This is a genomic window from Caulobacter segnis (assembly GCF_031454995.1).
GTDB classification, from domain to species: domain Bacteria; phylum Pseudomonadota; class Alphaproteobacteria; order Caulobacterales; family Caulobacteraceae; genus Caulobacter; species Caulobacter segnis_E.
Genome location: NZ_JAVDRV010000002.1, coordinates 1,127,191 through 1,149,529, shown reverse-complemented (window position 1 = coordinate 1,149,529; position 22,339 = coordinate 1,127,191). Strand labels below are relative to the sequence as shown.

19 protein-coding genes and 4 tRNA genes are annotated in these 22,339 nt (G+C 65.9%); 17 read left to right on the top strand and 6 right to left on the bottom strand.

Annotation, left to right across the window (positions count from 1 at the left end; all coding sequences use genetic code 11):
* Positions 1-684: 684 nt before the first annotated feature.
* Positions 685-2,085, bottom strand: coding sequence for an alkaline phosphatase PhoX (locus J2728_RS11245; RefSeq protein WP_309999131.1), 1,401 nt, complete (start codon positions 2,083-2,085; stop codon positions 685-687).
* Positions 2,086-2,321: 236 nt separating this feature from the next.
* Here J2728_RS11245 and rplM point away from each other — a divergent pair, with 236 nt between their 5' ends.
* The 3 genes from rplM (at position 2,322) to argC (ending at position 4,323) form a co-directional block, all read left to right on the top strand.
* Entirely contained in the window at positions 2,322-2,795 is a 474-nt protein-coding gene (gene rplM / locus J2728_RS11240; RefSeq protein WP_013078819.1) for a 50S ribosomal protein L13, read from the top strand.
* Between the two features lie 3 nt (positions 2,796-2,798).
* Positions 2,799-3,272, top strand: a complete 474-nt coding sequence (gene rpsI, locus J2728_RS11235; protein WP_004624294.1) for a 30S ribosomal protein S9 — start codon at positions 2,799-2,801, stop codon at positions 3,270-3,272.
* A gap of 97 nt (positions 3,273-3,369) precedes the next feature.
* Positions 3,370-4,323: an N-acetyl-gamma-glutamyl-phosphate reductase gene (argC, locus tag J2728_RS11230; protein WP_309999124.1), complete on the top strand. Its 954-nt coding sequence runs from the start codon at positions 3,370-3,372 to the stop codon at positions 4,321-4,323.
* On the opposite strand, the gene J2728_RS11225 is transcribed toward argC, so the two are convergent.
* Positions 4,320-6,290, bottom strand: coding sequence for a class I poly(R)-hydroxyalkanoic acid synthase (locus J2728_RS11225; protein WP_309999122.1), 1,971 nt, complete (start codon positions 6,288-6,290; stop codon positions 4,320-4,322). The two genes, argC and J2728_RS11225, sit on opposite strands and share 4 nt — an antisense overlap.
* Before the next feature lie 114 nt (positions 6,291-6,404).
* Between J2728_RS11225 and J2728_RS11220 the strand changes: the two genes are divergently transcribed.
* From J2728_RS11220 to J2728_RS11160, 13 genes are all read left to right on the top strand, one after another.
* Entirely contained in the window at positions 6,405-6,821 is a 417-nt protein-coding gene (locus J2728_RS11220) for a hypothetical protein (RefSeq protein ID WP_309999118.1), read from the top strand.
* Between the two features lie 109 nt (positions 6,822-6,930).
* Positions 6,931-8,151: an LL-diaminopimelate aminotransferase gene (locus tag J2728_RS11215; protein ID WP_013078823.1), complete on the top strand. Its 1,221-nt coding sequence runs from the start codon at positions 6,931-6,933 to the stop codon at positions 8,149-8,151.
* A 36-nt stretch (positions 8,152-8,187) separates the two neighbouring features.
* Complete coding sequence (locus J2728_RS11210) at positions 8,188-9,477, top strand: homoserine dehydrogenase (RefSeq protein WP_309999116.1); 1,290 nt, start codon at positions 8,188-8,190, stop codon at positions 9,475-9,477.
* 73 nt (positions 9,478-9,550) lie between these two features.
* A complete protein-coding gene (gene glpX, locus J2728_RS11205) occupies positions 9,551-10,504 on the top strand; it encodes a class II fructose-bisphosphatase (protein WP_309999115.1) in 954 nt (317 codons plus the stop codon).
* A gap of 59 nt (positions 10,505-10,563) precedes the next feature.
* Positions 10,564-11,541, top strand: a complete 978-nt coding sequence (locus J2728_RS11200; protein WP_309999113.1) for a class 1 fructose-bisphosphatase — start codon at positions 10,564-10,566, stop codon at positions 11,539-11,541.
* A gap of 184 nt (positions 11,542-11,725) precedes the next feature.
* Positions 11,726-13,540, top strand: a complete 1,815-nt coding sequence (recJ, locus tag J2728_RS11195) for a single-stranded-DNA-specific exonuclease RecJ (RefSeq protein ID WP_309999467.1) — start codon at positions 11,726-11,728, stop codon at positions 13,538-13,540.
* A gap of 136 nt (positions 13,541-13,676) precedes the next feature.
* Positions 13,677-13,751 (top strand) — tRNA-Glu (locus tag J2728_RS11190).
* Positions 13,752-13,797: 46 nt separating this feature from the next.
* A tRNA-Glu gene (locus tag J2728_RS11185) sits at positions 13,798-13,872 on the top strand.
* 170 nt (positions 13,873-14,042) lie between these two features.
* Positions 14,043-14,636 carry a stationary phase survival cold shock domain protein CspD gene (gene cspD / locus J2728_RS11180; protein ID WP_309999112.1) on the top strand — a complete coding sequence of 198 codons (594 nt, stop codon included), beginning with the start codon at positions 14,043-14,045 and terminating at the stop codon, positions 14,634-14,636.
* 70 nt (positions 14,637-14,706) lie between these two features.
* The gene (locus tag J2728_RS11175; protein ID WP_309999110.1) at positions 14,707-15,168 is read left to right on the top strand and encodes a DUF192 domain-containing protein; all 462 of its coding nucleotides are present in this window, start codon (positions 14,707-14,709) and stop codon (positions 15,166-15,168) included.
* Between the two features lie 59 nt (positions 15,169-15,227).
* A tRNA-Pro gene (locus J2728_RS11170) sits at positions 15,228-15,304 on the top strand.
* Positions 15,305-15,330: 26 nt separating this feature from the next.
* Positions 15,331-15,636: an ETC complex I subunit gene (locus J2728_RS11165; protein WP_099443843.1), complete on the top strand. Its 306-nt coding sequence runs from the start codon at positions 15,331-15,333 to the stop codon at positions 15,634-15,636.
* Positions 15,637-15,663: 27 nt separating this feature from the next.
* A tRNA-Arg gene (locus tag J2728_RS11160) sits at positions 15,664-15,740 on the top strand.
* 219 nt (positions 15,741-15,959) lie between these two features.
* On the opposite strand, the gene J2728_RS22285 is transcribed toward J2728_RS11160, so the two are convergent.
* From J2728_RS22285 to J2728_RS11145, 4 genes are all read right to left on the bottom strand, one after another.
* On the bottom strand, positions 15,960-16,055 hold the full coding sequence (locus J2728_RS22285; protein ID WP_473701034.1) for an NAD(P)H-dependent oxidoreductase: 96 nt from the start codon (positions 16,053-16,055) through the stop codon (positions 15,960-15,962).
* Between the two features lie 198 nt (positions 16,056-16,253).
* Complete coding sequence (locus J2728_RS11155) at positions 16,254-17,477, bottom strand: ROK family transcriptional regulator (RefSeq protein ID WP_309999107.1); 1,224 nt, start codon at positions 17,475-17,477, stop codon at positions 16,254-16,256.
* An 80-nt stretch (positions 17,478-17,557) separates the two neighbouring features.
* Positions 17,558-18,364 (bottom strand): GntR family transcriptional regulator, encoded by an 807-nt coding sequence (locus J2728_RS11150; RefSeq protein ID WP_309999105.1) that lies wholly within the window; start codon positions 18,362-18,364, stop codon positions 17,558-17,560.
* 3 nt (positions 18,365-18,367) lie between these two features.
* Positions 18,368-19,150, bottom strand: a complete 783-nt coding sequence (locus tag J2728_RS11145; protein ID WP_309999102.1) for a copper homeostasis protein CutC — start codon at positions 19,148-19,150, stop codon at positions 18,368-18,370.
* A 438-nt stretch (positions 19,151-19,588) separates the two neighbouring features.
* Here J2728_RS11145 and J2728_RS11140 point away from each other — a divergent pair, with 438 nt between their 5' ends.
* Positions 19,589-22,258: a TonB-dependent receptor gene (locus tag J2728_RS11140; RefSeq protein ID WP_309999100.1), complete on the top strand. Its 2,670-nt coding sequence runs from the start codon at positions 19,589-19,591 to the stop codon at positions 22,256-22,258.
* Positions 22,259-22,339: the final 81 nt, after the last annotated feature.

Genomic DNA, 22,339 nt, shown 5'->3' with positions numbered 1-22,339 from the left:
TCTTGTGCGGCGGGGTCACATCCTGTGGTCGGCGGAGAGCGCGCCGTTCTGATCTGACGGTGGAGGTGATTGGCTCGGCTGGCCCCTCCACCGCCGTTCGGCGGTCCCCCTCCCCCGATGGGGGAGGAGAGGGAAAACTACGAGCGTTCGCGGCGCTCTATCATCCGCGTATCCGGAATCCAACCGAACGATTTCAATGACTTATCACTTTTACACGCCGCTGGATCATCCGCGTTCAAACCCCGCCCATACTGATCTCACCCGATGGCTTGGAAGGGACGTCCGGCCGGCGATCGTGACGGCTGTCGGGGGTGGTCGAGCGGGAAGCGCTCGCCGGTCTTTCTTCGGGAAGACGTCTTCGCGACGGTCCAGCGGCGGGCTCCCTGAAACATCGGGACGAAGCCCTGGCGGCGGAGACTTCGGCGACGCGGCGGGTCCGGGCTGAAATCGCCCGGGCGTTCCGGGACCGGGGTCGTCGCCCCGGCCCGCCCGTCGGGGGCCTAGCGGCGAGAGCGGGTTAAAACCCCGCGCCTCGCGGGCTCACCGGATAACGCGCCACGCGGAGCGTCTGGCTTCGTCGAAACGGTACTTAACTTCCAAACCTCCGGACGGATGTCCGGCGCTCCGCGTCCCTTCCCATTCCTTCAGCGGCATGCCGCGTGAGGATGACCAGCCGTGACCGTTCTACGCCTTCACCGTCGCCCAAGGTCCCGTGATCGCCAGGGTCACGCCCGGGTTCTGCAGGTTCACGAACAGCGTTCCGCCGTCCGGCGAGAAGCAGGCGCCGGCGAACTCGGAGTTCCCCGTGAAGACGTTGCGGGCCAGGGTGTAGATCTTGCCCTGGGGCGTCACGCCGCGCAGGTGGTTGCGCAGGGTGTCCGAATAGCGGTCCTCGCAGACGATCACGTGGCCCCACGGCGCGACGACCAGATTGTCGGCGTAGTCGAGGACGCGGTCGTTCTGGCTTTCGACGAACAGTTGCAGCTTGCCGGGCTGATCCTTCTCGCCGGCCTGGCCTTCCACGGCCGACGGGACATAGCGGAAGATCTGGCCCGAGCCGGCCGCGCCGCCGGCGGTGCAGGCGAAATAGAGCTCGCCCTGGCCGAAGAACACGCCTTCGCCCCGGCAGAACACCGCCGCGCCCTTGGCGTGGCCGCGCCGGCGCAGGTCGTCATGCGGGTTGTCGACGCCGTCCAGGTCGATCCAGCGCGCGGCCTTCCAGCCGCCAATGGGGAAGGTCTTCTCTTCTTGATTGCGGGTGTCGCCGCCCCGAGGCGCGTCCACGAGGCCGAGGGCCTGCAGGCGGCCGCCGGCGGCCAGGTCGCGGCGGTCGTTGGGCAGGAAGCGGTAGAAGAGGCCGTCGGCGACGTCCTCGGTCAGATAGACGACGCCCGTGCGCGGATCGATGCAGGCGGCCTCGTGCTTGAAGCGGCCCAGGCCCTTCAGGGCGACGGGCTCGACGAGTCCCACATGGGCCGAGGGCACCTCGAACACCCAGCCGTGGTCCTTGCCGACCTCGAGGCCCGCCTCCAGCGTCGTCTCCTCGCAGGTCAGCCAGGAGCCCCAGGGCGTGACGCCGCCGCAGCAGTTGATCAGCGTGCCGGCCAGCGAGAGGTGCTGGCGCTCGGTCTGGCCGGTCTTGAGATTGTAGAGCTGGGTGGTCGTGCCGCCGGGCAGGGGGCGCTGACCGTTCTGGAAGTCCCAGACCTTGGAGCGGTCGATGCGATCGATCAGGCGCTCGCTCAGGCCGAACGCCCCGTTGTGGATGTCGCTGACCGAAAGCTCGTGGTTGCGGACCAGCAGCACGCGCTCGGCGTCGACGGGAAAGCAGCCCATGCCATCGGCCTTGCCGGGCACGAGCAGGCCGTCGCTCATCGTCTCGCCGGCCTGGGAGATGACCTGGTAGCGGAAGCCCGGCGGCAGATCGATCATGCCTTTCGGATCGGGGACCAGCGCGCCGTAGCCCTGCACTTCGTTCAGATAGGTCTCGGCCTCGACGGCTTCCTCTTGGGCGCGGGCGGAGAAGGCGGTGAAGGCCAGGCTGGTGGCGGTCGCGCCCAGGAAGCTACGGCGGGAGAAGGTCATGGAGCGCCCCTGTTAGAATGTAACGTTCAGCGCTATGCACGCCTTTCATGACAGTTTTGAGCATGGATGTGTGGTATTATGTTACCGCATCGCTTATGGCTTTGTTTATATTGGGTTTTGTAAGTTTTTGTCGCGCGATTGTTGACACGTGGCGAACCCTCCCGTACATGCCGCGCCTCACACGGACGAAACCGGATTTCTCGGGGTCGGACGCCTAGAAATTACGGATCAATCCCATGCAGAAGATCACGGCTTCCTTGAAGCCAGCCGAGGTCGAGAAGAAGTGGATCGTGGTCGACGCCCAGGACGCCGTTGTCGGCCGTCTGGCTTCGTTCATCGCCATGCGTCTTCGCGGCAAGCACCGTCCTGACTACACCCCGCACGTCGACTGCGGCGACTTCGTCGTCGTGATCAACGCCGACAAGGTGAAGTTCACCGGCAAGAAGCTGGACGACAAGGTCTACTACCGTCACACCGGTCACCCGGGCGGCATCAAGGAAACCACCCCCCGCAAGGTGCTGGGCGGCAAGTTCCCGGAACGCGTCCTGGAGAAGGCTGTCGAGCGCATGCTGCCCAAGGAGAGCCCGCTGGCTCGCAAGCAGCTGACCCACCTGCTCATCTACAACAACGGTGAGCACCCGCACCAAGCGCAAAACCCCGAAGTCGTCGACTTCGCGGGCCGCAACGCCAAGAACATCCGGAGCCTCTAAGCCATGACCGACGCACAAGGCTTTGACGCGCTGGCCAGCCTGTCCAGCAACCCGGAAGCGGCCGCTCCGGCCGAACCCAAGATCGACGCCCAAGGCCGCGCCTACGCGACCGGCAAGCGCAAGAACGCGATCGCTCGCGTCTGGATCAAGCCGGGCAAGGGCTCGATCACGATCAACGGTCGTGACCAGGAAGTCTACTTCGCCCGTCCGGTGCTGCGCATGATGATCGCCCAGCCGCTGGAAGTGACCGATCGTCTCGGTCAATTCGACGTCGTCGTGACCGTGGAAGGCTCGGGCCTGTCGGGCCAAGCCGGCGCCATCCGTCACGGCCTGTCGAAGGCTCTGACCTACTACGAACCCGGCCTGCGCCCGGTCCTGAAGCCGCACGGCTTCCTGACCCGCGACAGCCGCGTCGTCGAGCGTAAGAAGTACGGCAAGGCCAAGGCCCGCCGCAGCTTCCAGTTCTCGAAGCGCTAAACGCGGTTCGTACGCGTTTGGAAAAGGGCGCTTCGGGTTTCCGAAGCGCCCTTTTTCTTGGTCTTTTCCCTGTCTCTGTCTGGATCGGAGTCCGCCCATGGCGAGCGCCCCCAAGGTCTTCATCGACGGCGAAGCCGGCACCACCGGCCTGCAGATCCGCGAGCGCCTTCTGGCCCGCGGCGATCTCCAGCTGGTCTCGATCGATCCGGACAAGCGCAAGGACCCGGCCGCCCGCGCCGAAATGCTGAACGGCGCCGACGCGGTGATCCTGTGCCTGCCCGACGACGCGGCCAAGGAGGCCGTCTCGCTGGTGACCAATCCGGACACGGTGATCATCGACGCCTCGACCGCCTATCGCACGGCCGAGGACTGGACCTATGGCTTCGCCGAGCTGGACAAGGACCAGCGCGGCAAGATCGCGGCGTCCAAGCGGATCTCCAATCCGGGCTGCTATCCTACCGGCGCGATCGCCCTGACGCGGCCGCTGGTCAGCGCGGGCGTCCTGCCGGCCGACCTGCCGGTCTCCTACAACGCCGTCTCGGGCTACACGGGCGGCGGCAAGGCGATGATCGCCCAGTTCGAGGATGAGAGCGCCCCCAATCACACCCGGGCACCGTACTTCATCTACGGCCTGTCGCTGAGCCACAAGCATGTGCCGGAAATGCAAAAGCACGGCGGTCTGCTGACCCGTCCGATCTTCACCCCGGCCGTGGGCCGCTACGCCCAGGGCATGATCGTCGAGCTGCCGCTGCACGTCTCGAGCCTGAACGGCGCGCCGTCGCTCAGCGAGATCCACGCGACGCTCGACAGCTACTACAAGGGCGAGGCGTTCGTCGAAGTCGCGTCGCTGGACGAAGCCAAGTCCCTGACGACCCTGGACCCCGAAGGCCTGAACGGCACAAACCGCCTGAAGCTCTTCGTGTTCGGCTCGGACGACAGCGGTCAGGCCCGCCTGGTGGCCTTGCTCGACAACCTGGGCAAGGGCGCGTCGGGCGCGGCGGTTCAGAACCTGAACATCGCGCTGGGCCTGAAGGAAGACGCGGGCCTCTAGCCCGCGTCGATCGGATTGGACTTCACCAAGACGAAGCTGCCAGGCGCGTCCTCCAGCGGCTTCAGCTTGCCCTTCGCCGGATCGCGGGCGGGGAGCTGTCCGCCGGAGCGCGCTTTCAGCCACTCGCCCCAATAGGGCCACCAGGACCCCGGGAACTCCTTGGCGCCGGCCTGCCAGGCCTCGACCGACTCGCACGTCCGCTCGTTGATCCAGTGCTGATACTTGTTCGCGCCGGGCGGATTGATCACCCCGGCGATATGGCCCGAGCCGGCCATCATGAAGGTCACCGGACCGCCAAACAGCTTCGCGCCCCGGAACACGCTGCGATACGGCGCGATATGGTCTTCCTTGGAAGACTGCACGAAGACCGGGATCTTCACCTTCGACAGGTCCAACCGCTCGCCGCCGATCGTCAGCGCGCCCTTGGCCAGGGCGTTATCCTTGTAGAAATTGCGCAGATAGAACAGGTGCAGGGCCTTGGGCATCCGCGTCTGGTCGGCGTTCCAGAACAGTAGGTCGAAGGGGCGGGGCTCCTTGCCCATCAGGTAGTTGCTGACGAAGAACGACCAGATCAGGTCGTTGCCGCGCAGGGCGTTGAAGGTGTCGGCCATCGACTGGCTGGGCAGGAAGCCGCCAGCCTGATCCATCCGCTGCTCGATCTCGTTCAGCCACTCTTCGTTGGTGAACAGCAGAAGGTCGCCAGCCTCGGCGAAATCCTGCTGGGCGGCGAAGAAGGTGGCCGAGTTGATCCGCTGGTCGCCGCGCGCGGCCATGTGGGCCAGGGCGACCGACAGCAGGGTGCCGCCGATGCAGTAGCCGACGGTGTTGACCCTATCGACGCCGCACTGGGTCATGACTTGCTGAGTGGCGTCGTAGACGCCCTCGATCATGTAGTCCTCGAAGGTCTTGGCCGCGAGCGCCTCGTTCGGATTGACCCAGGAGGCGACAAAGACCGTGAAGCCCTGGCTGGTCAGCCAGCGGATCATCGAGTTCTCTGGGCGCAGGTCCAGGATGTAGAACTTGTTGATCCACGGCGGGAAGATCAGCAGCGGGATCTCGCAAACCGTCTCGGTGCTGGGGGCGAACTGTAGCAGCTGCAGGATGTCGTTCTGATAGACGACCTTGCCGGGGGCGGTGGCGACATTCTCGCCGACCTTGAACTTGGCCAGATCCGTCTGGCTGATCGCCAGCTGTCCGCCGCCGCGCTCAAGGTCCGCGGCGAAGTTCTCCATGCCCCGGACGATGCTTTCGCCCTGGGTCTGGACCGCCTCGCGCAAGGCGGCCGGATTGGACATCAGGAAGTTCGACGGCGAGAAGGCGTCGGTCAGCATCTTGGTGAAGAACTCGACGCGACGCTTGGTGGCGGGATCCACGCCGTCCACCTCGGCCACCAGGCTGTTCAGCCAGTTCGACGATAGCAGGTACGACTGCTTCATCATGTCGAACATCGGGTTCGCGACCCAGTCCGGATCGTTGAAGCGCTTGTCTCCGGGCGCGGGCGACACCACGGGTTCGACCTTCTCGCCCGCCGCGCGACGGGCCGCCGACTGCCAAAGGTCCATGTAGCGGCTGAACAGATCGGCCTGGGCCCGCACCAGTCGGTCGGGCTGGGCGGCGAGGCGGGTCATCACCTCGTTCAGCGCCGGCGCGACGTGGAAAGGATCGGGCGTCAGAGACGAGGGCCGGTCGGCCTGGCGCAAGGCGGCCTCGGCGATCGCGCCCTGGGCGGTGACCGCCGCGCGGGCCAGGTTCGCCGAGAGGGTCTCCACCAGCTTCACCTGCTCGGGCGACAGCAGCGTGTCGAACGCCGGGGGGGGCGAAGCGCCCGCCGATGGATTCGGTGACTCGGTCTTGGGCGGCGGTTGCGAGCGGTCGGTCTCGGGCGAAGGGGCCGTATTCGACGGGGCCCGCGCCTTCTTCGGTGCGGCTTTCTTCTTGGGCTTGGGGGCGGCCTTCGCCGTGGCCATGAGGTTTCCTCCGCTTGTCCAAAGCCAGTTCGCGAAAAGCGACGTCGAATGCCTTTCGCTTGTCGCGATCATCGCATAAGACCAGAACCAATGAACGGCGAAACCCGCAAAATCATGCGTCTCGGTTTGATCGTCGGCCTCGCGGCCGGCGCGAGCGCCTGCGCGAACCCGTTCAAGTCCGCGCCGGTGGACCCCAGCTCTCCCGTGGCCGCCGCGGTCGCCAGCGCCGCCAAGACCAGCGGGCCGCGCCGCAAGCTGTCTGAGATTCCGGCCATCCCGAGCGACATCCCGAGCGCTGGCCAGATCCGTAAGGCCGTCGCCCAGCAGCGGGCCGCCGGCGACGCGCTTTCGCGCGCCACCGCGCCGGGCACCTGGGAACTCAAGGAAACCGAGTCGTACGCCGCCAAGGCTCGCCGCGAAGTCACGCCCCCGGCCTTCGAAGCGCCGACGGAGACCGACCGCGCCAACACCGAAGCCTTCGCCCGCGCGGCTCGCGGCCGAGCTAGCGCGCCTCCGTCTCAGCCCCAATAGGGCGACGGAGGCATAATCTTCCTTGAACTGGCTTGGCTTGGCCCCGCTCGGGGTCTATCCATGCCCGACTTTCCGCTCCCAAAGCGCCGACGCGGCGCAACGAGCCGTCATGAGCACCGATTTCCACCGTATCCGTCGTCTGCCGCCGTACGTCTTCGAAGAGGTCAACAAGATCAAGGCGCGCCTTCGCGCCGAGGGCACCGACATCATCGACTTCGGCATGGGCAATCCCGATATGCCGACGCCGCAGCATATCGTCGACAAGCTGATCGAGACCGCCAAGGACCCTAAGGCCGGGCGCTACTCGGCCTCGAAGGGCATTCCGGGCCTGCGCAAGGCCATGGCCAACTACTATGGTCGCCGCTTCGGCGTGAAGCTGAACCCCGACACCGAAGTCATCGCGACCTTGGGTTCGAAGGAGGGCTTCGCCAACCTCGCCCAGGCCCTAACCGGTCCGGGCGACGTGATCATCTGCCCGAACCCGGCCTATCCGATCCACGCCTTCGGCTTCATCATGGCTGGCGGCATCATCCGTCACGTGCCGGCCCTGTCGCCGGAGGAGTATCTCTCCAACATCAGCCGCGCGGTGAAGCACTCGGTGCCGCCGCCGAGCGTCCTGATCCTGTCCTATCCGTCGAACCCGACCGCCCAGTGGGTGGATCTGGACTTCTACAAGGACGCCATCGCGCTGGCCAAGAAGCACGACCTGCTGGTCATCAGCGACGTGGCCTATGGCGAGATCTATTTCGACAACAACCCGCCGCCGTCGGTGCTGCAGGTCGACGGCGCCAAGGACATCGCCGTCGAGGTCAACTCGCTGTCGAAGACCTACGCCATGGCTGGCTGGCGCGTGGGCATGGTGGTCGGCAACAGCCGCATCTGCGCGGCGCTAGCTCGCGTGAAGTCGTATCTGGACTACGGCGCCTATACGCCGGTGCAGGTCGCGGCCGCCACGGCGCTGAACGGCCCGCAGGATTGCGTCGATGAGATCCGCGCCATCTACAAGAGCCGTCGCGACACCCTGATCAAGTCGATGCAGGGCGCGGGCTGGGACATCCCCAACCCGCCAGCCTCGATGTTCGCCTGGGCCAAGATCCCCGAACAGTACCGCGAGGCCGGCTCCATGCTGTTCTCGCGCCTGCTGATCGAGGAGGCCGGCGTCGCCGTCGCTCCCGGCATCGGCTTTGGCGAGTATGGCGAGGGCTACGTGCGGATCGGCCTGGTCGAGAACGAGCACCGCATCCGCCAAGCGGCGCGCAACGTGAAGAAATTCATCGCCAACGCCGACTCCATCCTGGCCAAGGCCCACAACAAGATGGAACAGGCCTGATCAGGCCTTTCCCGACGGCGTAACGAGGACTCGAAGATGACCAACAAGACCTGGCGCGTCGGCGTCGCGGGCCTGGGCACCGTGGGCGGCGGTCTCCTGCGGTTCCTGGCCGAGCGTCCCGGCTTCGCGCCGGCCGGCGACAAGGCGGTCGTGACCGCGGTCTCGGCCCGGTCCAAGTCGCGCCCGCGCTCGGTCGATATTTCGAACCTCGCTTGGTTCGATGATCCGGTGGCCTTGGCCGGCTCGCCGGACATCGACCTTTTCGTCGAGCTGATCGGCGGCTCCGACGGTCCGGCCAAGGCCGCCGTCGAAACCGCCCTGAAGGCCGGCAAGCCGGTGGTCACGGCAAACAAGGCGCTGATCGCCGTGCACGGCGCCGAACTCGCCGCCCTGGCCGAATCCCAAGGCGTGCCGCTGCTGTTCGAGGCGGCCGTCATGGGCGGCACCCCGGCGGTGAAGATGCTGCGCGAGGCGATGGTCGGCGACGACGTCATCAGCGTGGCGGGTATCCTCAACGGCACCTGCAACTTCATTCTCTCGGAGATGGAGAAGACGGGCCGTTCGTTCGCCGACGTGCTGCGCGAAGCCCAGGGCCTGGGCTACGCCGAGGCTGACCCGACCATGGACGTCGGCGGCTTCGACGCCGGCCATAAGATCAGCATCCTGGCCGCCCTGGCCTTTGGCTGCGCTCCGAACTTCGAGGCGGCCGAGATCGAGGGCATCAGCGACGTCGACCTGCTCGACATCAAGCTGGCCAAGGACCTTGGCTATCGCATCAAGCTGATCGCCGGCGCCGCCAAGGCCGAGGACGGCGTCGCGGTGAAGGTCCATCCGTCGCTAGTCCCGCTGGATCATCCGCTGGCCCAGGCCGGCGGGGCGCTGAACGCCCTGTTCATCGAGGGCACGCGGATCGGCCGGATCTTCATCCAGGGGCCCGGCGCGGGCGCGGGCCCGACCGCCGCCGCCGTCGCCGCCGACATCGCCGACGTCATGACACGCGCCGTACGTCCGGTCTTCCAGGCGCCGGCCGGTGATCTGAAGCCGTTCATCGCCATCGATCCGGCCCGCGCCGTCGGCAAGGCCTATCTGCGGATCATGGTCCAGGACCAGCCCGGCGTGATCGCGGCGATCTCGGAGACCCTGGCCGAATGCGGCGTCTCGATCGACAGCTTCCTGCAAAAGCCCATCGAAGGCGCGGGCGGGGTGCCGATCGTGCTCGTTACTCATGCGACCCCGGAATCGAAGCTTCTTGACGCGATTAGCCGCATCGAAAAGCTGCGGACCGTGCTAGAGCGTCCCCGCCTTCTGCGCGTGGCGCGCATCTAACGACCCGGGAAAACCAGGCGGCGAAGGCGACATTGGGAACTAGGCCTCCGGCTGCGGGGGCTGGGAGAAACGGATGAGTTCGAACACCCTGGACCGCTCGCTGGTCCTGGACGCCGTTCGCGTGACCGAGGCCGCCGCCATCGCCTCCTGGACGATGCTGGGGCGTGGCGACGAAATGGCCGCCGACCAGGCCGCCGTCGACGCCATGCGCAATGCGCTCAATGAGCTGAACATCGACGGCGAGATCGTCATCGGCGAGGGCGAGCGCGACGAGGCGCCGATGCTCTACATCGGCGAGAAGGTCGGGACGGGGAAAGGCCCCAAGATCGACATCGCGCTCGATCCGCTAGAGGGCACGACCCTGGCGGCGAAGGCTCAGCCCAACGCCCTGACGGTCATGGCCTGGGCCCCGAAGGGCACGCTGCTGAACGCGCCCGACACCTACATGGACAAGATCGCCTGCGGCCCGGGCCTGCCGGCCGGGGTGATCGACCTGGACCGCTCGCCGGCCGAGAACGTCAAGGCGCTCGCCGAGGCCAAGGGTGTCCCGGCGACGGAGATCACCGTCTGCGTGCTGGACCGTCCCCGCCACGCCGAGATCATCGCCGGCTTGCGTTCGGTCGGCGCCCGCGTCCACCTGATCACCGATGGCGATGTCGCCGGCGTGATCAACACCACCGACCCCTCGACGGGCATCGACCTCTATCTCGGCTCTGGCGGCGCGCCCGAGGGCGTGCTGGCCTGCGCGGCCCTGAAGTGCGTCGGCGGCCAGTTCCAAGGGCGCCTGCTGTTCCGCAGCGCCGACGAGCGCGCTCGCGCGGCGCGCTGGGGCGTGACGGATCTCGACAAGAAGTACGACCTGCACGAGATCGTCCGCGACGAGGCGATCTTCGCCGCGACGGGCGTCACCCGTGGCGGGCTTGTGGACGGCGTCGTGTTCCGTGACGGCTGCGTCCACACCCACACCCTAGTGATGAACTCCTCGACGGGCACCGTCCGCGAGGTCCGCATGAAGCGGAAGGTCTGAGACCTTCTTGTCACGGCCGTTCGATAAGGGCGGTCGATCTTTTCGATTTTGAGGTTCCCATGACCCCCTTTGTCGACTTGGCCGCCTGGCTCGCGGCGGAGCCGGCCGACGCCGCTCTGAAGGACGTTGTCCAGACGATCGCCGCGACCTGCGCCCAGATCAGCCGGGTGGTGGCGTCCGGCGCGCTGTCGGGCAGCCTGGGCGCCGCCGGCAGCACGAACGTGCAGGACGAGGAGCAGAAGAAGCTCGACGTCATCACCAACGACATGCTGAGCGACGCCCTCAAGGCTTGTGGCCCGGTCGCCGGCCTCGCCTCGGAAGAACTGGAAGAGGTCGAGCCGACCGGTCGCGTGGGCGGCTATCTGGTCACGTTCGACCCGCTGGACGGCTCCAGCAACATCGACGTCAACGTCTCGGTCGGCACCATCTTTTCGGTCCTGCCCGCGCCGGCGGGCCACGCGCCGACCGAAGCCGACTTCCTGCAGCCGGGCCGCGACCAGGTCGCGGCCGGCTATGCCGTCTATGGCCCGCAGACCATGCTGGTCCTGACGCTGTCGAGCGGGGTCAACGCCTTCACCCTGAGCGCCGACGGCCAATGGCTGCTGACCCACCCGGCCTTGAGCATCAAGCCCGACACCGCCGAGTTCGCGATCAATATGTCGAACCAGCGCCATTGGGCCGAGCCGGTGCGCCGCTACATTGACGGCTGCCTGAAGGGCAAGGAAGGGCCGCGGGCCAAGAACTTCAACATGCGCTGGATCGCCTCGATGGTGGCCGACGTCCATCGCATCATGATGCGCGGCGGGATCTTCATGTACCCGTGGGACGCTCGCGAGCCCGGCAAACCCGGCAAGCTGCGCCTGATGTACGAAGCCAACCCGATGGGCCTCGTGGTCGAGCGGGCCGGCGGCAAGGCGACCGATGGCGCCGAGCGCATCCTCGACATCCAGCCGACCAAGCTGCACCAGCGCGTGCCGGTGGTGCTGGGCTCGGCCAACGAGGTCGAGGAGGTCCGCGCGGAGATGCTGCGCGGCTGACCTAGAGCCCTTTAGCTTTAGATGGAATCATCTAAAGCGTTCAAAAGGGCTCTAAATGTTTGATTCTAGAGCCTGTTTATCCTGTTTAGACGCTCAAGCATCTAAACAGGACAGGCTCTTGCGTCCGGGACTGTCATAGCGGTGTCGCATGGAGCGAATCCGCATGACCGGGTACTCTGCCGCCATGGCCGCCGATGGTGTTTCGAATTTCGCTCCCAGCGCCTTTCTCGGCGTCGAACGTTCGCTGAGCGGCCGCGCTTGGCGTGAGCGCGCGGCCGATGCGCTGGTGGTGCGAGATATCCAGCAACGCCATGGCCTGATCGAGCCTCTGGCCCGCGCCCTGGTCGCGCGCGGCGTGTCGCTTGAGCATTCCGAACACTATCTGCGCCCGACCCTGAAGGCGCTGTTCCCCGACCCCTCCAGCTTCACCGACATGGACCGGGCGGCCGAGATCCTGATCGACGCCCTGGAGCGGGGGCGGCCGACCATGGTCTTCGCGGACTATGACGTCGACGGCGCCACCAGCGCCGCCCAGTTGGTCCGGTGGTTCCGACACATGGGCGTCGAACTGCCGATCTACATTCCCGATCGGTTGACCGAGGGCTATGGGCCCAGCCCCGCCGCTTTCCGCAAGATTCGCGAGAGCGGCGCCGAATTGGTCGTGACCCTGGACTGCGGCGCGGCCGCTTACGACGCCATCGCCAGCGCCGCCGAGATCGGGCTCGAGGTCGTGGTCATTGACCACCACCTGATGCGCGAGGACCCGCCCGCCGCCGCGGCGGTCGTCAATCCCAACCGTCCGGGCTGCCAGAGCGGGCAGGGGGTCTTGGCCGCCGCCGGGGTGACGTTCGTGCTGCTGGCGGCGCTCAATCGCGAGGCGCGCAAGCGCGGTCTGTTCACGGAGGAACGACCGCAGCCTGATCCGCGCCAGTGGCTGGATCTCGTCGCGCTGGGCGAGGTCTGTGATGTGACCCAGTTGGTCGGGTTCAACCGCGCCCTGACCACCTTGGGCCTCCGGACCATGGGATCGTGGGGCAATCCGGGCCTCAAGGCGCTTTTCGAGGTGGGAAAGGGCTCTGGCCCGCCGTCGGTCTTCCATGCCGGCTTCATTCTGGGGCCTCGCATCAACGCGGGCGGCCGCATTGGGCGCTCGGACCTTGGCGCGAGACTTCTGTCCACGGATGACCCGCTTGAGGCGCGCGCCCTGGCCGAGGAGCTCGATAGCCTCAACACCGAGCGCAAGGCGGTCGAGGCCGCCGTGGTCGAGGAAGCCGCCGCCATGCTTGAGCGCGGGAACCTCGATCCGGATGCGCCCGTGATCGTCGTGGCGGGCGAGGACTGGCACCCCGGCGTGATCGGCATCGTCGCCGGCCGCCTGCGCGAGCGCTTTCGCAAGCCTGTGGTGGTGATCGGCATCGACCGCGCGGCCAATGTCGGCAAGGGCTCGGGACGCTCGCAGCCCGGCGTGAACCTGGGCCGCGCCATCCAAGCCGCTTTCGAGGCGGGATTGCTGATGGCGGGCGGGGGGCACGCCATGGCTGCGGGGCTTTCGATTCGTCCCGACATGATTCCCGAGTTCCGGGCCTTCCTCGAGGCGCGTCTGTCCGGCGAGATGGAGGCGGTGGGGGCCGAGGCCGTCGAGATCGACGTCCTTCTGCAGCCGCGCGCGGCGAGTCGGGCGCTGCACGACGACTTCCAACGCCTCGCGCCTTTTGGTCCCGGCAATCCCGAGCCGATGTTCGCCCTGACCCAGGTACGGCCCGATCGCGTGATGGCCTTGAAGGGCGGGCATGTGCGCCTGGATTTGGTCGGTCCCACCGGCGATCGGATCAAGGCCGTCAGCTGGCGCAGCGCCGAGACGCCGCTGGGACAGCGACTGCTCGCCGGCGGCGGCGCCTTGGATGTGGCGGGGCGCTTGAAGCCTGACGACTACATGGGCCGCAACGGCGTGCAGTTCGAGATCGAGGACGCCAACGACCCCCGGGCGCGCTACGCTTAGCCGCGTATCCGACGAGGCCTGGCGCGTTGATCGATATTGGTCGCGCCGGAGGATGTGGACGGACCGAAAAAATGATTTCCAGCGGGTTGCGCGGCCCAAAAGGCGCGGCTATACACCCGCTTCCTCGCGGGGCCGTGGTCCCTTCGTCTATCGGTTAGGACGCCAGATTTTCAATCTGGAGAGAGGGGTTCGACTCCCCTAGGGACTGCCACCCGCGAGGCCATATATCGACGATGTTCCGCCGACGGCGGCGACGTGGTCCCTTCGTCTATCGGTTAGGACGCCAGATTTTCAATCTGGAGAGAGGGGTTCGACTCCCCTAGGGACTGCCATCTTCGGCTGTATTTCAGAATGTTTCCAGATTGTGTCCGCGGCGAAATGTCGCGGATGGCGCTTGCGTGGCCGTCTGACGCGATTTCGTCATTGACGGTTCTCCTTACGCGAGAACACTGTTCTCGTGTGCTCGCTCCGATGGGCTGATCAGGCGAGCCAGAGGGGTGGGATGTCTGGTTATAATTTCGAGGACGCTGCGGCGCACGAAGAGTTCGTACGCATTAGTGGCAGAGTGAAGTGGTTCGACGCCGGTAAGGGCTATGGGTTCATCATACCCGATGATCCTGGTCAGACTGGGCTGAAGGACGTGCTGTTGCATGTGACGTCGTTGCGCAACTGCGGGCGGGAGACCGCCTTGGAAGGCGCGGTGATCGTCTGTGATGTGGTGCGAAGGCCCAAGGGCTGGCAGGTCAGCGAGGTCGTCAATCTTGACGAAAGTTCCGCGCCCGCGCCGATCGAGCGACAGAAGCGGACCTTCGCCGATGGTCCTCCCCGTCGGGACGGCCTGCGAGGCGACAGCCATGGCCGAGGCGCCCTGGTCCCCGAAGGGCCGGCGGAACGCGCCAAGGTCAAATGGTTCAATCGGACCAAGGGGTACGGCTTCGTGGTTCGCGACGCGGAGCCTGGCGATATCTTCGTCCATATAGAGACGCTTCGGCGCGGGGGTCTGGAAGACCTCCAGCCTGGCGACGATGTGCTTGTCCGGTTCGCGCGCGGGCCCAAGGGATTGGTGGTCGCCGAGATCACCGCCTGCGACGCCTGACTTTCGCCCGCTTGGTTCGAAAGCTAGTCTCTGGGCCAGCTTTCGAACGAGGTGACGTGTGGCGGAATCCATGATCGACAGGCGCGCGATCCTCGCCGCGACCGGCGGGGCTTGGGCGCTCGGCTTTGGCGGAGCGCGCGCGGCGGAGGCCAAGCTGGAGACGGTCGAGGTCGTCACCAGCCGCGGTCGCGCGCGCTTCCAGGTCGAGATCGCCGCCACCGAGGCCCAACAGGCCAGGGGACTGATGTTCCGCAAGGCCCTCGCGCCCGATCGAGGCATGCTCTTCACCTACAAGCGACCGCGGCCGGCCGCTTACTGGATGAAGAACACGCTGATCCCGCTGGACATCATCTATATCCAGCCGGACGGGCGAATCCTGTCGATCGTTCGCAACGCGCGTCCCCATGACGAGACGCCCTTGCCATCGGGGGGGCTTGTCCTGGGCGTCCTCGAAATCGCCGGCGGACGGGCCGCGCAGCTCGGAATCTTGCCCGGCGATCGCGTTTTACACAGGATCTTCCCGAAGGGATGAGGCTAGCATCCGTTGATCCGCGCGGCGAACCCCTGTAGAGCAGCCGCCTGCCGATGTTTCGGAGCGTAGCGCAGTCTGGTAGCGCGCCTGGTTTGGGACCAGGATGTCGCAGGTTCAAATCCTGCCGCTCCGACCATCGGCAAGGCACTTTGGGAGAGGTCCATGCTGGCCCGCATCTATCGCCCCGCCAAGAACGCCATGCAGTCCGGCAAGGCCAAGACCAAGGACTGGGTGCTAGAGTTCGAACCGGCGTCGGCTCGCAAGTCCGATCCGCTGATGGGTTGGACGCAGTCCAGCGACATGAACGGTCAGATTCGCCTGACGTTCGACACCCGCGACGAGGCCGTGGCCTATGCGCAGCGCCACGAGATCGCGTTCCAGCTGTTCGAGCCCAAGACGCCCAAGCGGATCATCAAGGCCTACGCCGACAACTTCGCGGCCAACCGCAAGCAGCCCTGGACCCACTAGGGTCCGCCAGGCTGGGCCGGCGAGCGCGCGCCCTTAGCTCAGTTGGATAGAGCATTCGCCTTCTAAGCGAACGGTCGCAGGTTCGAATCCTGCAGGGCGCGCCAAAACCACGCCAGAGCACGCCAGAGCACGCCAGCGCCGCCAAAGCCGCTGATGGCCTCCTCCGTCCGGAGCCTCGTTTGCGGATGGGGAGGGCGGCGACCGCGGTCTTGCGAACGCGGAAGCCTGACTCTTCTCGGCCCCCGGGAGGGTCTGCTCCGCGCCGGGCGCTTGCGTGCTCCGGATGACCGTCACCCAGTCGGCGAACGCCGCGACGAAGCGGCTTAAGAAGGCTTGGGTCTCGGGCGTGGGCCGACGTCGATCGCGTTCTTGAGGCCGGCTGGAACCGAATGGTTATATTCGGGCGTGATCGCGATCACGTCGGCGTCATTACGAGGCGTGCGCAACGGCGTGGCGGGCGCGTAGTCGCTGATCCCTATAATCAGGGTGCGCTTCGTTGGCGGCGCGCGCGGCTGGGCCCCAAGTTGGAACCGGCCTGCTTAAAAGCGGCGAAGCGCCTTCTCCGAAGGTCGCCTTTCGGAGCGTTTCGCGTTCGAGATCATCCGGGTTGCGCGCCTTCACTCCTTGGCGGTTTTTCGTAGCGTGGCCTTCGAGGGCAGCAGTTGGCCGATGAACGGGAGGGTCGCCGCGCCGATCGCCGGGGCGTCTTCGGCCGTCGCCGCCCGGAGGACCTTGGCCATGATCGGCACGCTCTCCATCTTGGTCAGGCGCTGGTTGAGCGCGTGGGTTAGTCGAGCGACGATCGCGGCCGGTAGCCTTCCGCCGAGGTAGACCGCCTCGGGATTGACCACGCAGTTGACGACGGCGAGCGTGGGCGCGAGAAGCTCCGCCGCCCGATCAATCCAAGAATCGATGATTGCCTGCCCCTCTGGGGGCAAGTCCAGCAGCGCTTCCGGCGCGGCCGGCTTGAAGCCGGAGGCTTCAAGGTCCGCATAGAGCGCGGAAAGGGAAACCGCGTCCTGCAATGTGCGCCCCTCGGTCCGGCGAGACCGCACGGGCAGAAAGCCAATTTCGCCGCTGCGTCCGTTCGCGCCACGAAAATACTCGCCCTCGATCACGAGCCCGCCGCCCAGCCCCGACGCCAGCAGGATGTAGAAGAAGCTCGGCTTCTGCAGGCCATGGCCGTATTGCAGCTCGCCGAGGGCCGCGGCGGCCGCGTCGTTCTCGACATACACCGGCACAGAAAGCACGGGCGACAGCATCGCCCTGACGTCGACGTGGTTCCAGGCGCTATATTCGGGCGGTCTATGCGGCAGGTCCACGCTGCCCATGTCGTCGGGCATCGCCACGCCAATGCCCAGGATCGGCTTGGTGTCGAGCTCCCATCCCTCCAGCATCCGTCGGGTCTCGGCTTCGAAGAAGGCGAGCACCGTGTCTGGCGAGGCGAAATCGATCTCGCGCGTGGCTCTGGCGCGAACCTGACCGGCGAAGTCGAGCAGGACCAGGGTTATGTGGTCGCGGTCGATGTTCATGCCGAGCGAGAAGCAACCGTCAGGATTGACGGCGAGCTTCATCGCCGGCTGGCCGCGCTCGCCGTGCAGCTTGCCCGCTTCGAGGATGAGGTTCTCGTCCAGCAGGCGCTTGGTGATGTTGGCGATGGTCGGCGCCGTCAGCCCCGTCATCGCGGCGAGGTCGGCGCGGGTGAGGGGGCCTTCCAGGCGGATCGCCTGCAGAGTGACGCGTTGGTTGTAGTCGCCGGCGCGCTCGAGATTGGTGCCCGAAAGCCGCGCCTCCTGGGTCCTGTCTCTCGCACCTTTCGGCCGGCTCGTTGATCGCGCCATCCACTGTCCCCGCGACACCCACTACGCGACATTCACTCCGCGACAGCATATTCCGCACGATTCTCGGCGGGATGATCCACCTACGGTTGGCGTTTTGCGTCAAGATTTCGAAGGCGCCCCCAAAGCCATCGTCCGCTAGGATCGAGCGCTCTTCTGTCGCCGAGTTCGGCGACGACGTCGTAGGTGTCGCCTCGATAGACGGACAGGCTGAACTCCGCGGGCCGTCCATCCGAGAGGAATCCGCGTCGCTCGATCAGCAAGCCGGCGTCGCGGGGCGTGGCGCCGAGAAGTTCGGCCTGCTCGGCGGACAGACTGACGGCTCGGAGCCTTTGAAGGGCTCGGACAGGACGATGACCACTCCGCTCGAGCGCCTCGTAGAGAGAGTCCTCCACCGCGTTCAGCGTAGGAAGGCAATGGGCGGGGATCGTGGCGTACTCCAACGCCATCGGGGCGTCGTCGGCATAGCGGATGCGGTGGAAGCGATAGACGGCGGCGCCCGGCGAGAGACCTAGCGACAGCGCTTCCTCGGGCGTGACCTCTCCCACGGATCGATTGATCCAGGCGCTATGGGGGCGGCGCCCGCGGGAGAGCATGTCTTCGGAAAAGGACGAGAGTTTGGAGAAGTTCTTTTCGACCCGCCCCGCGACGAAAGTGCCGACGCCGCGTCGCCGGTTCAGCAGCCCTTCCTCCTCCAGGCCAAGAAGGGCCTTGCGGACGGTGATGCGGGAGACGGCGTACTCTTCGGCAAGATCGCGTTCCGCGGGGAGGGGCGTGTCCCGTGGCAGGACCTTGCCGTGGATCGCCTCCCGCAGCACGCGCTGGAGCTGCATATAGAGCGGCGCGGTGTTGTTTGGCTCCAGGCGGCCCACGAGGTCGGCGAACGACATGGCCTAGCTCGACGCGGAACTTAGCGTGCGATCGCCGACGCGCGATCTGGACGCATGCCGCGTGAGCACGGCGACCATTTCGGCCACGATTTCGGAGCGGGTCTCGCGAGACGCCGAGGGGGCGAGGGTGGCGAAGCCGGCGTTAGCCTCGGCGGGGGCGCTACAGGATCCGTGCAGTTCCCGCACGCCCGTCCGGCTCAGGATGTCTGGCGCGTTCGCGGGCGTCACCCCCGAGCCGGCCATGATCGACAGCCTCTTCCCGGCGCGAGCGACCATTCGCGCGATCCGGTCGGCTCCGTTCTCGGCTGTCTCCGCGCCGCCAGAGGTCAGGATCCGTTCGAATCCGAGCTCAGCGGCCAGGTCGACGGCCTCGATGGGGTCTGGAACCAGATCGATCGAGCGGTGCAGCGTCATGCCCAAGCCGGCCGCGTGACGGCACAGGCGTGTCAAGACGCCGGCGTCAAGCTCGCCTGACGGCCGGTTCGCCCCGAGCACGACGCCCGGCAAGCCCGCCGCGCGGGCGGCGTCGATGTCGCGGAGCATGATGTCCGCGTCGGCGTCCGAAAATACGAAGTCACCCCCCCGCGGACGGATCATCGCATAGACTGGTCGGTCGAGCGTCGACGCGATCTGCATGAGGCCGGTCGACGGGGTGAGGCCGTCGAGAGCGAGCGCCGAGCAGAGCTCGATGCGATCCGCGCCGCCGCGCCGCGCGGCGGCCAGTCCGCCGGCGTCGTCGACACAAACTTCCAACAAGGGGCGATCGCAAATACCGTCGAGATCCATAACCAATCCAGGAGCAGGCGAGCAGCACGAGGATCGCGCCCAGGTTTTTTGTAGACAGAACCAATTGCTGCTATTGGCTCTAGTGGCCGCCGTCTGGGCGATGACGCTCGATCATCGAGCGGCGGCCTTTCGTGTTTTTTGTTAAATCATTGAATATATGTGATATATTTGGTGGGCTCACCTCATGGTGGAGCGGGGTGCGCCGTGTGCCGCCCCCTCGTGGTCATTCCGCGTCTCAAATTTATGCGCATTTTGAGAATTATAAACACAATTTAAATTACCAATTGACGACGGGTGCAGCCCAATCCAGGCTAAAGGTCGCATAAGGTATCTTAATGGTCTTAGCCGATCGGCGGGCCGCTGGATCCGATGTGGCCGCCGTAAGGCGGTCTGGCGGAGGCGAGGGCCTAGGCGCTCAAAGGGGAGGGGGACTCGAAAATGAGCCTCAGATCACACGTTCTACTGACCACTGCTCTGGTGGGTGTATTCGCGGCGGGGGCCGCTTCGGCACAGGCCACTGGCGGCGAGACCACGGTCGACGAAGTCGTCGTCACCGGTATCCGCGAGAGCCTGAAGAAATCGATCCAAGTCAAGCGTGAAGCCAATGCGGTGGTCGACGTGATCACCGCCGAGGGCGTCGGCAAGTTCCCGGACCGTAACGTCGCCGAAGCGCTGGCCCACGTGCCTGGCGTCAGCGTCGACCACCAGTTCGGCGAAGGCGAGCGGGTCGCCATCCATGGCACCGACCCGGCCCTGAACCGCATCCTGGTCGACGGCCACAGCATCGCCTCCGCCGATTGGGGCGGCAACCCGTCGGATCGCTCCAGCCGCAGCTTCAACTACTCGCTTCTCGCGCCCGAGATCGTGGCGCGCGCCGAGGTCTTCAAGTCGCCGGAAGCCCGGATCGACGAAGGCAGCCTGGGCGGCACGGTCATCGTCCATACGCGCAAGCCGCTGGACCTGGACGCGAACACCTTCTCGGGTTCGGTGGGCTACGCCTACAACGACCGCTCGGAAAAAGGGAATGTTCGCGCCTCCGGCCTCTACAGCTGGAAGGACAGCACGGGCAGCCTGGGCGTTCTGCTCGGCGCCACCTATGACAAGCAGCACCTGACGCGCGCCGGGGTCGAGTATTTCGGCTACAGCGGCGGCGACAGCTTCAACAGCGCCTTTACCTACGATGCCGCCGGCAACGTCACGGGCGGTCCGACCATCAATGGCGCGGCGCCGACCAACGCCAGCCTGGCCCAGCTCCGCGCTTCGCGCCTGCCGTGCTGCATCAACTTCGCCTATTTCGACCAGACGCGCGAGCGCGTCGGTCTCTCGGGCGCTCTGCAGTACAAGCCGACCGACGATCTGGAGTTCCTGCTCACCGGCCTCCACATCGACGGCAAGTACAACAACTTCAGCCAGTCGGAATATTCGGTCGCTGTCTGGACGCCGAGCACGCTGCAGGCGGCCACGGTCAACAATGGCCTGATGACCAAGGGCGTCTTTGGTCCCAAGTCGAACGGCGACACCGCCCAACTCGACACCAACTACCGCAAGACCACGATCAAGAACGACAGCATCAACCTGGCCGCCAATTGGCGTAAGGGCGAGTGGGACATCCACGCGGACGGCGGCTACACCAAGGCTTCCGGCGGCAAGGATCCGGAATACCTGTTCTCGGCCATGACCAGCGCGGGCTTCACCTACGCGTTCGACGGCAAGAACACGGTGGTGAACTACACCTCCGACCCGGCCGTCCCCGGCACCTTCGCTAGCCGCAAGAACAGCACCATCACCCGCAACGGCGTCACCTTCACCGGCTATCAGCTGGGCGGCGTCTACACGGGCGTGACCTCGGACGAGGAAACCTACGGCCAAATCGACTTCAAGCGCGATCTGGATTGGGGTCCCTTCACCAAGATCCGCTTTGGCGCGAAGTACTCCGACCACACCAACAAGGAGTCCTCGGCCGGCACGTCGGACTATTCCGACACCCCGTTCAGCCTGGCCGACATCAAGACGATCAAGACGCCGTCCGACCTGTTCAGCGGCCTGGGCGCGAGCGGTAACGCCACCCAGTTCACGACCATTCCGAAGGAAGAGATCATCCGCCTCCTGAAGGCGCGCAAGTACTCGTTCTACAGCATCGATTACGGCTCGAGCTTCCAGGTCGACGAAAAGGTCGCCGCCGCCTACGTGCAGGCCGACTTCGATCAGAACGGCTGGCGCGGCAACATCGGCGGGCGTTTCGTCAACACCAAGGACGACTCGACCTACTGGCTGAGCACCGACAACGGCAACACCTACACCCAGACGACGACCTCCAAGAGCTATGACAAGTTCTTGCCGGCCTTCAACATCGCCTACTCGCTGACGCCCGACGTCGTCGTGCGCGGCGCCGCCGCCCAGGTCATCGCGCGTCCGCGCTATGGCCAACTGGCCGGCGCCTTCAGCCGGGACGACAACCAGCACACCGCCGGTGGCGGCAACCCGAACCTGAAGCCCTATGAAGCGCTGAACCTCGAGTTCTCCGCCGAATGGTACTTCGCGCCGGGCGCCATGGTCGCCGCGGAAGTCTTCCACCGCGACATCAGCTCCTACGTCGTCTCCAAGACGACCGACATGCAGCTGTTCAATCCGAACACGCAGAAGACCGAGACCTACAGCGTCAACTCGCCGATCAACGCGCAAGACGCCAAGGTCAACGGGCTGCTGGTGTCGTTCCAGAGCGAGCTGCCCTGGGGCTTCGGCATCCAGACCAACGTCTCCTACTCGGAGGCCGAGGTTAAAGACTACAACATGCCGTTCCTGTCCAAGTACACGGTCAACGTCATCCCGTACTACGAGCACGGTCCGTTCCAGGCTCGCCTGAGCTACAACTACCGCTCGTCGTACTTCACCGGGATTGGTCGTCTGAACTCCAAGGACAGCACCGACGGCTATACCCAGCTCGACTTCTCGGCGGCTTACAAGTTCACCGATCGGATGTCCTTGACCTTGAACGCCCAGAACCTGCTGGACGAAACCTACTATTCGTACAGCGGGACCAAGGACGCCCCGACCGCTTTCTACAAGAACGGTCGCGTGCTGTCCCTGAGCTTCGCCTACAAGATGTAGCGCTTACTACCTCCCCCGACTTGGTCGCCGTCGTACTGCAAGACGACGGCGACTCATTTTCTTTGGGGGTGGTTCCGTTGA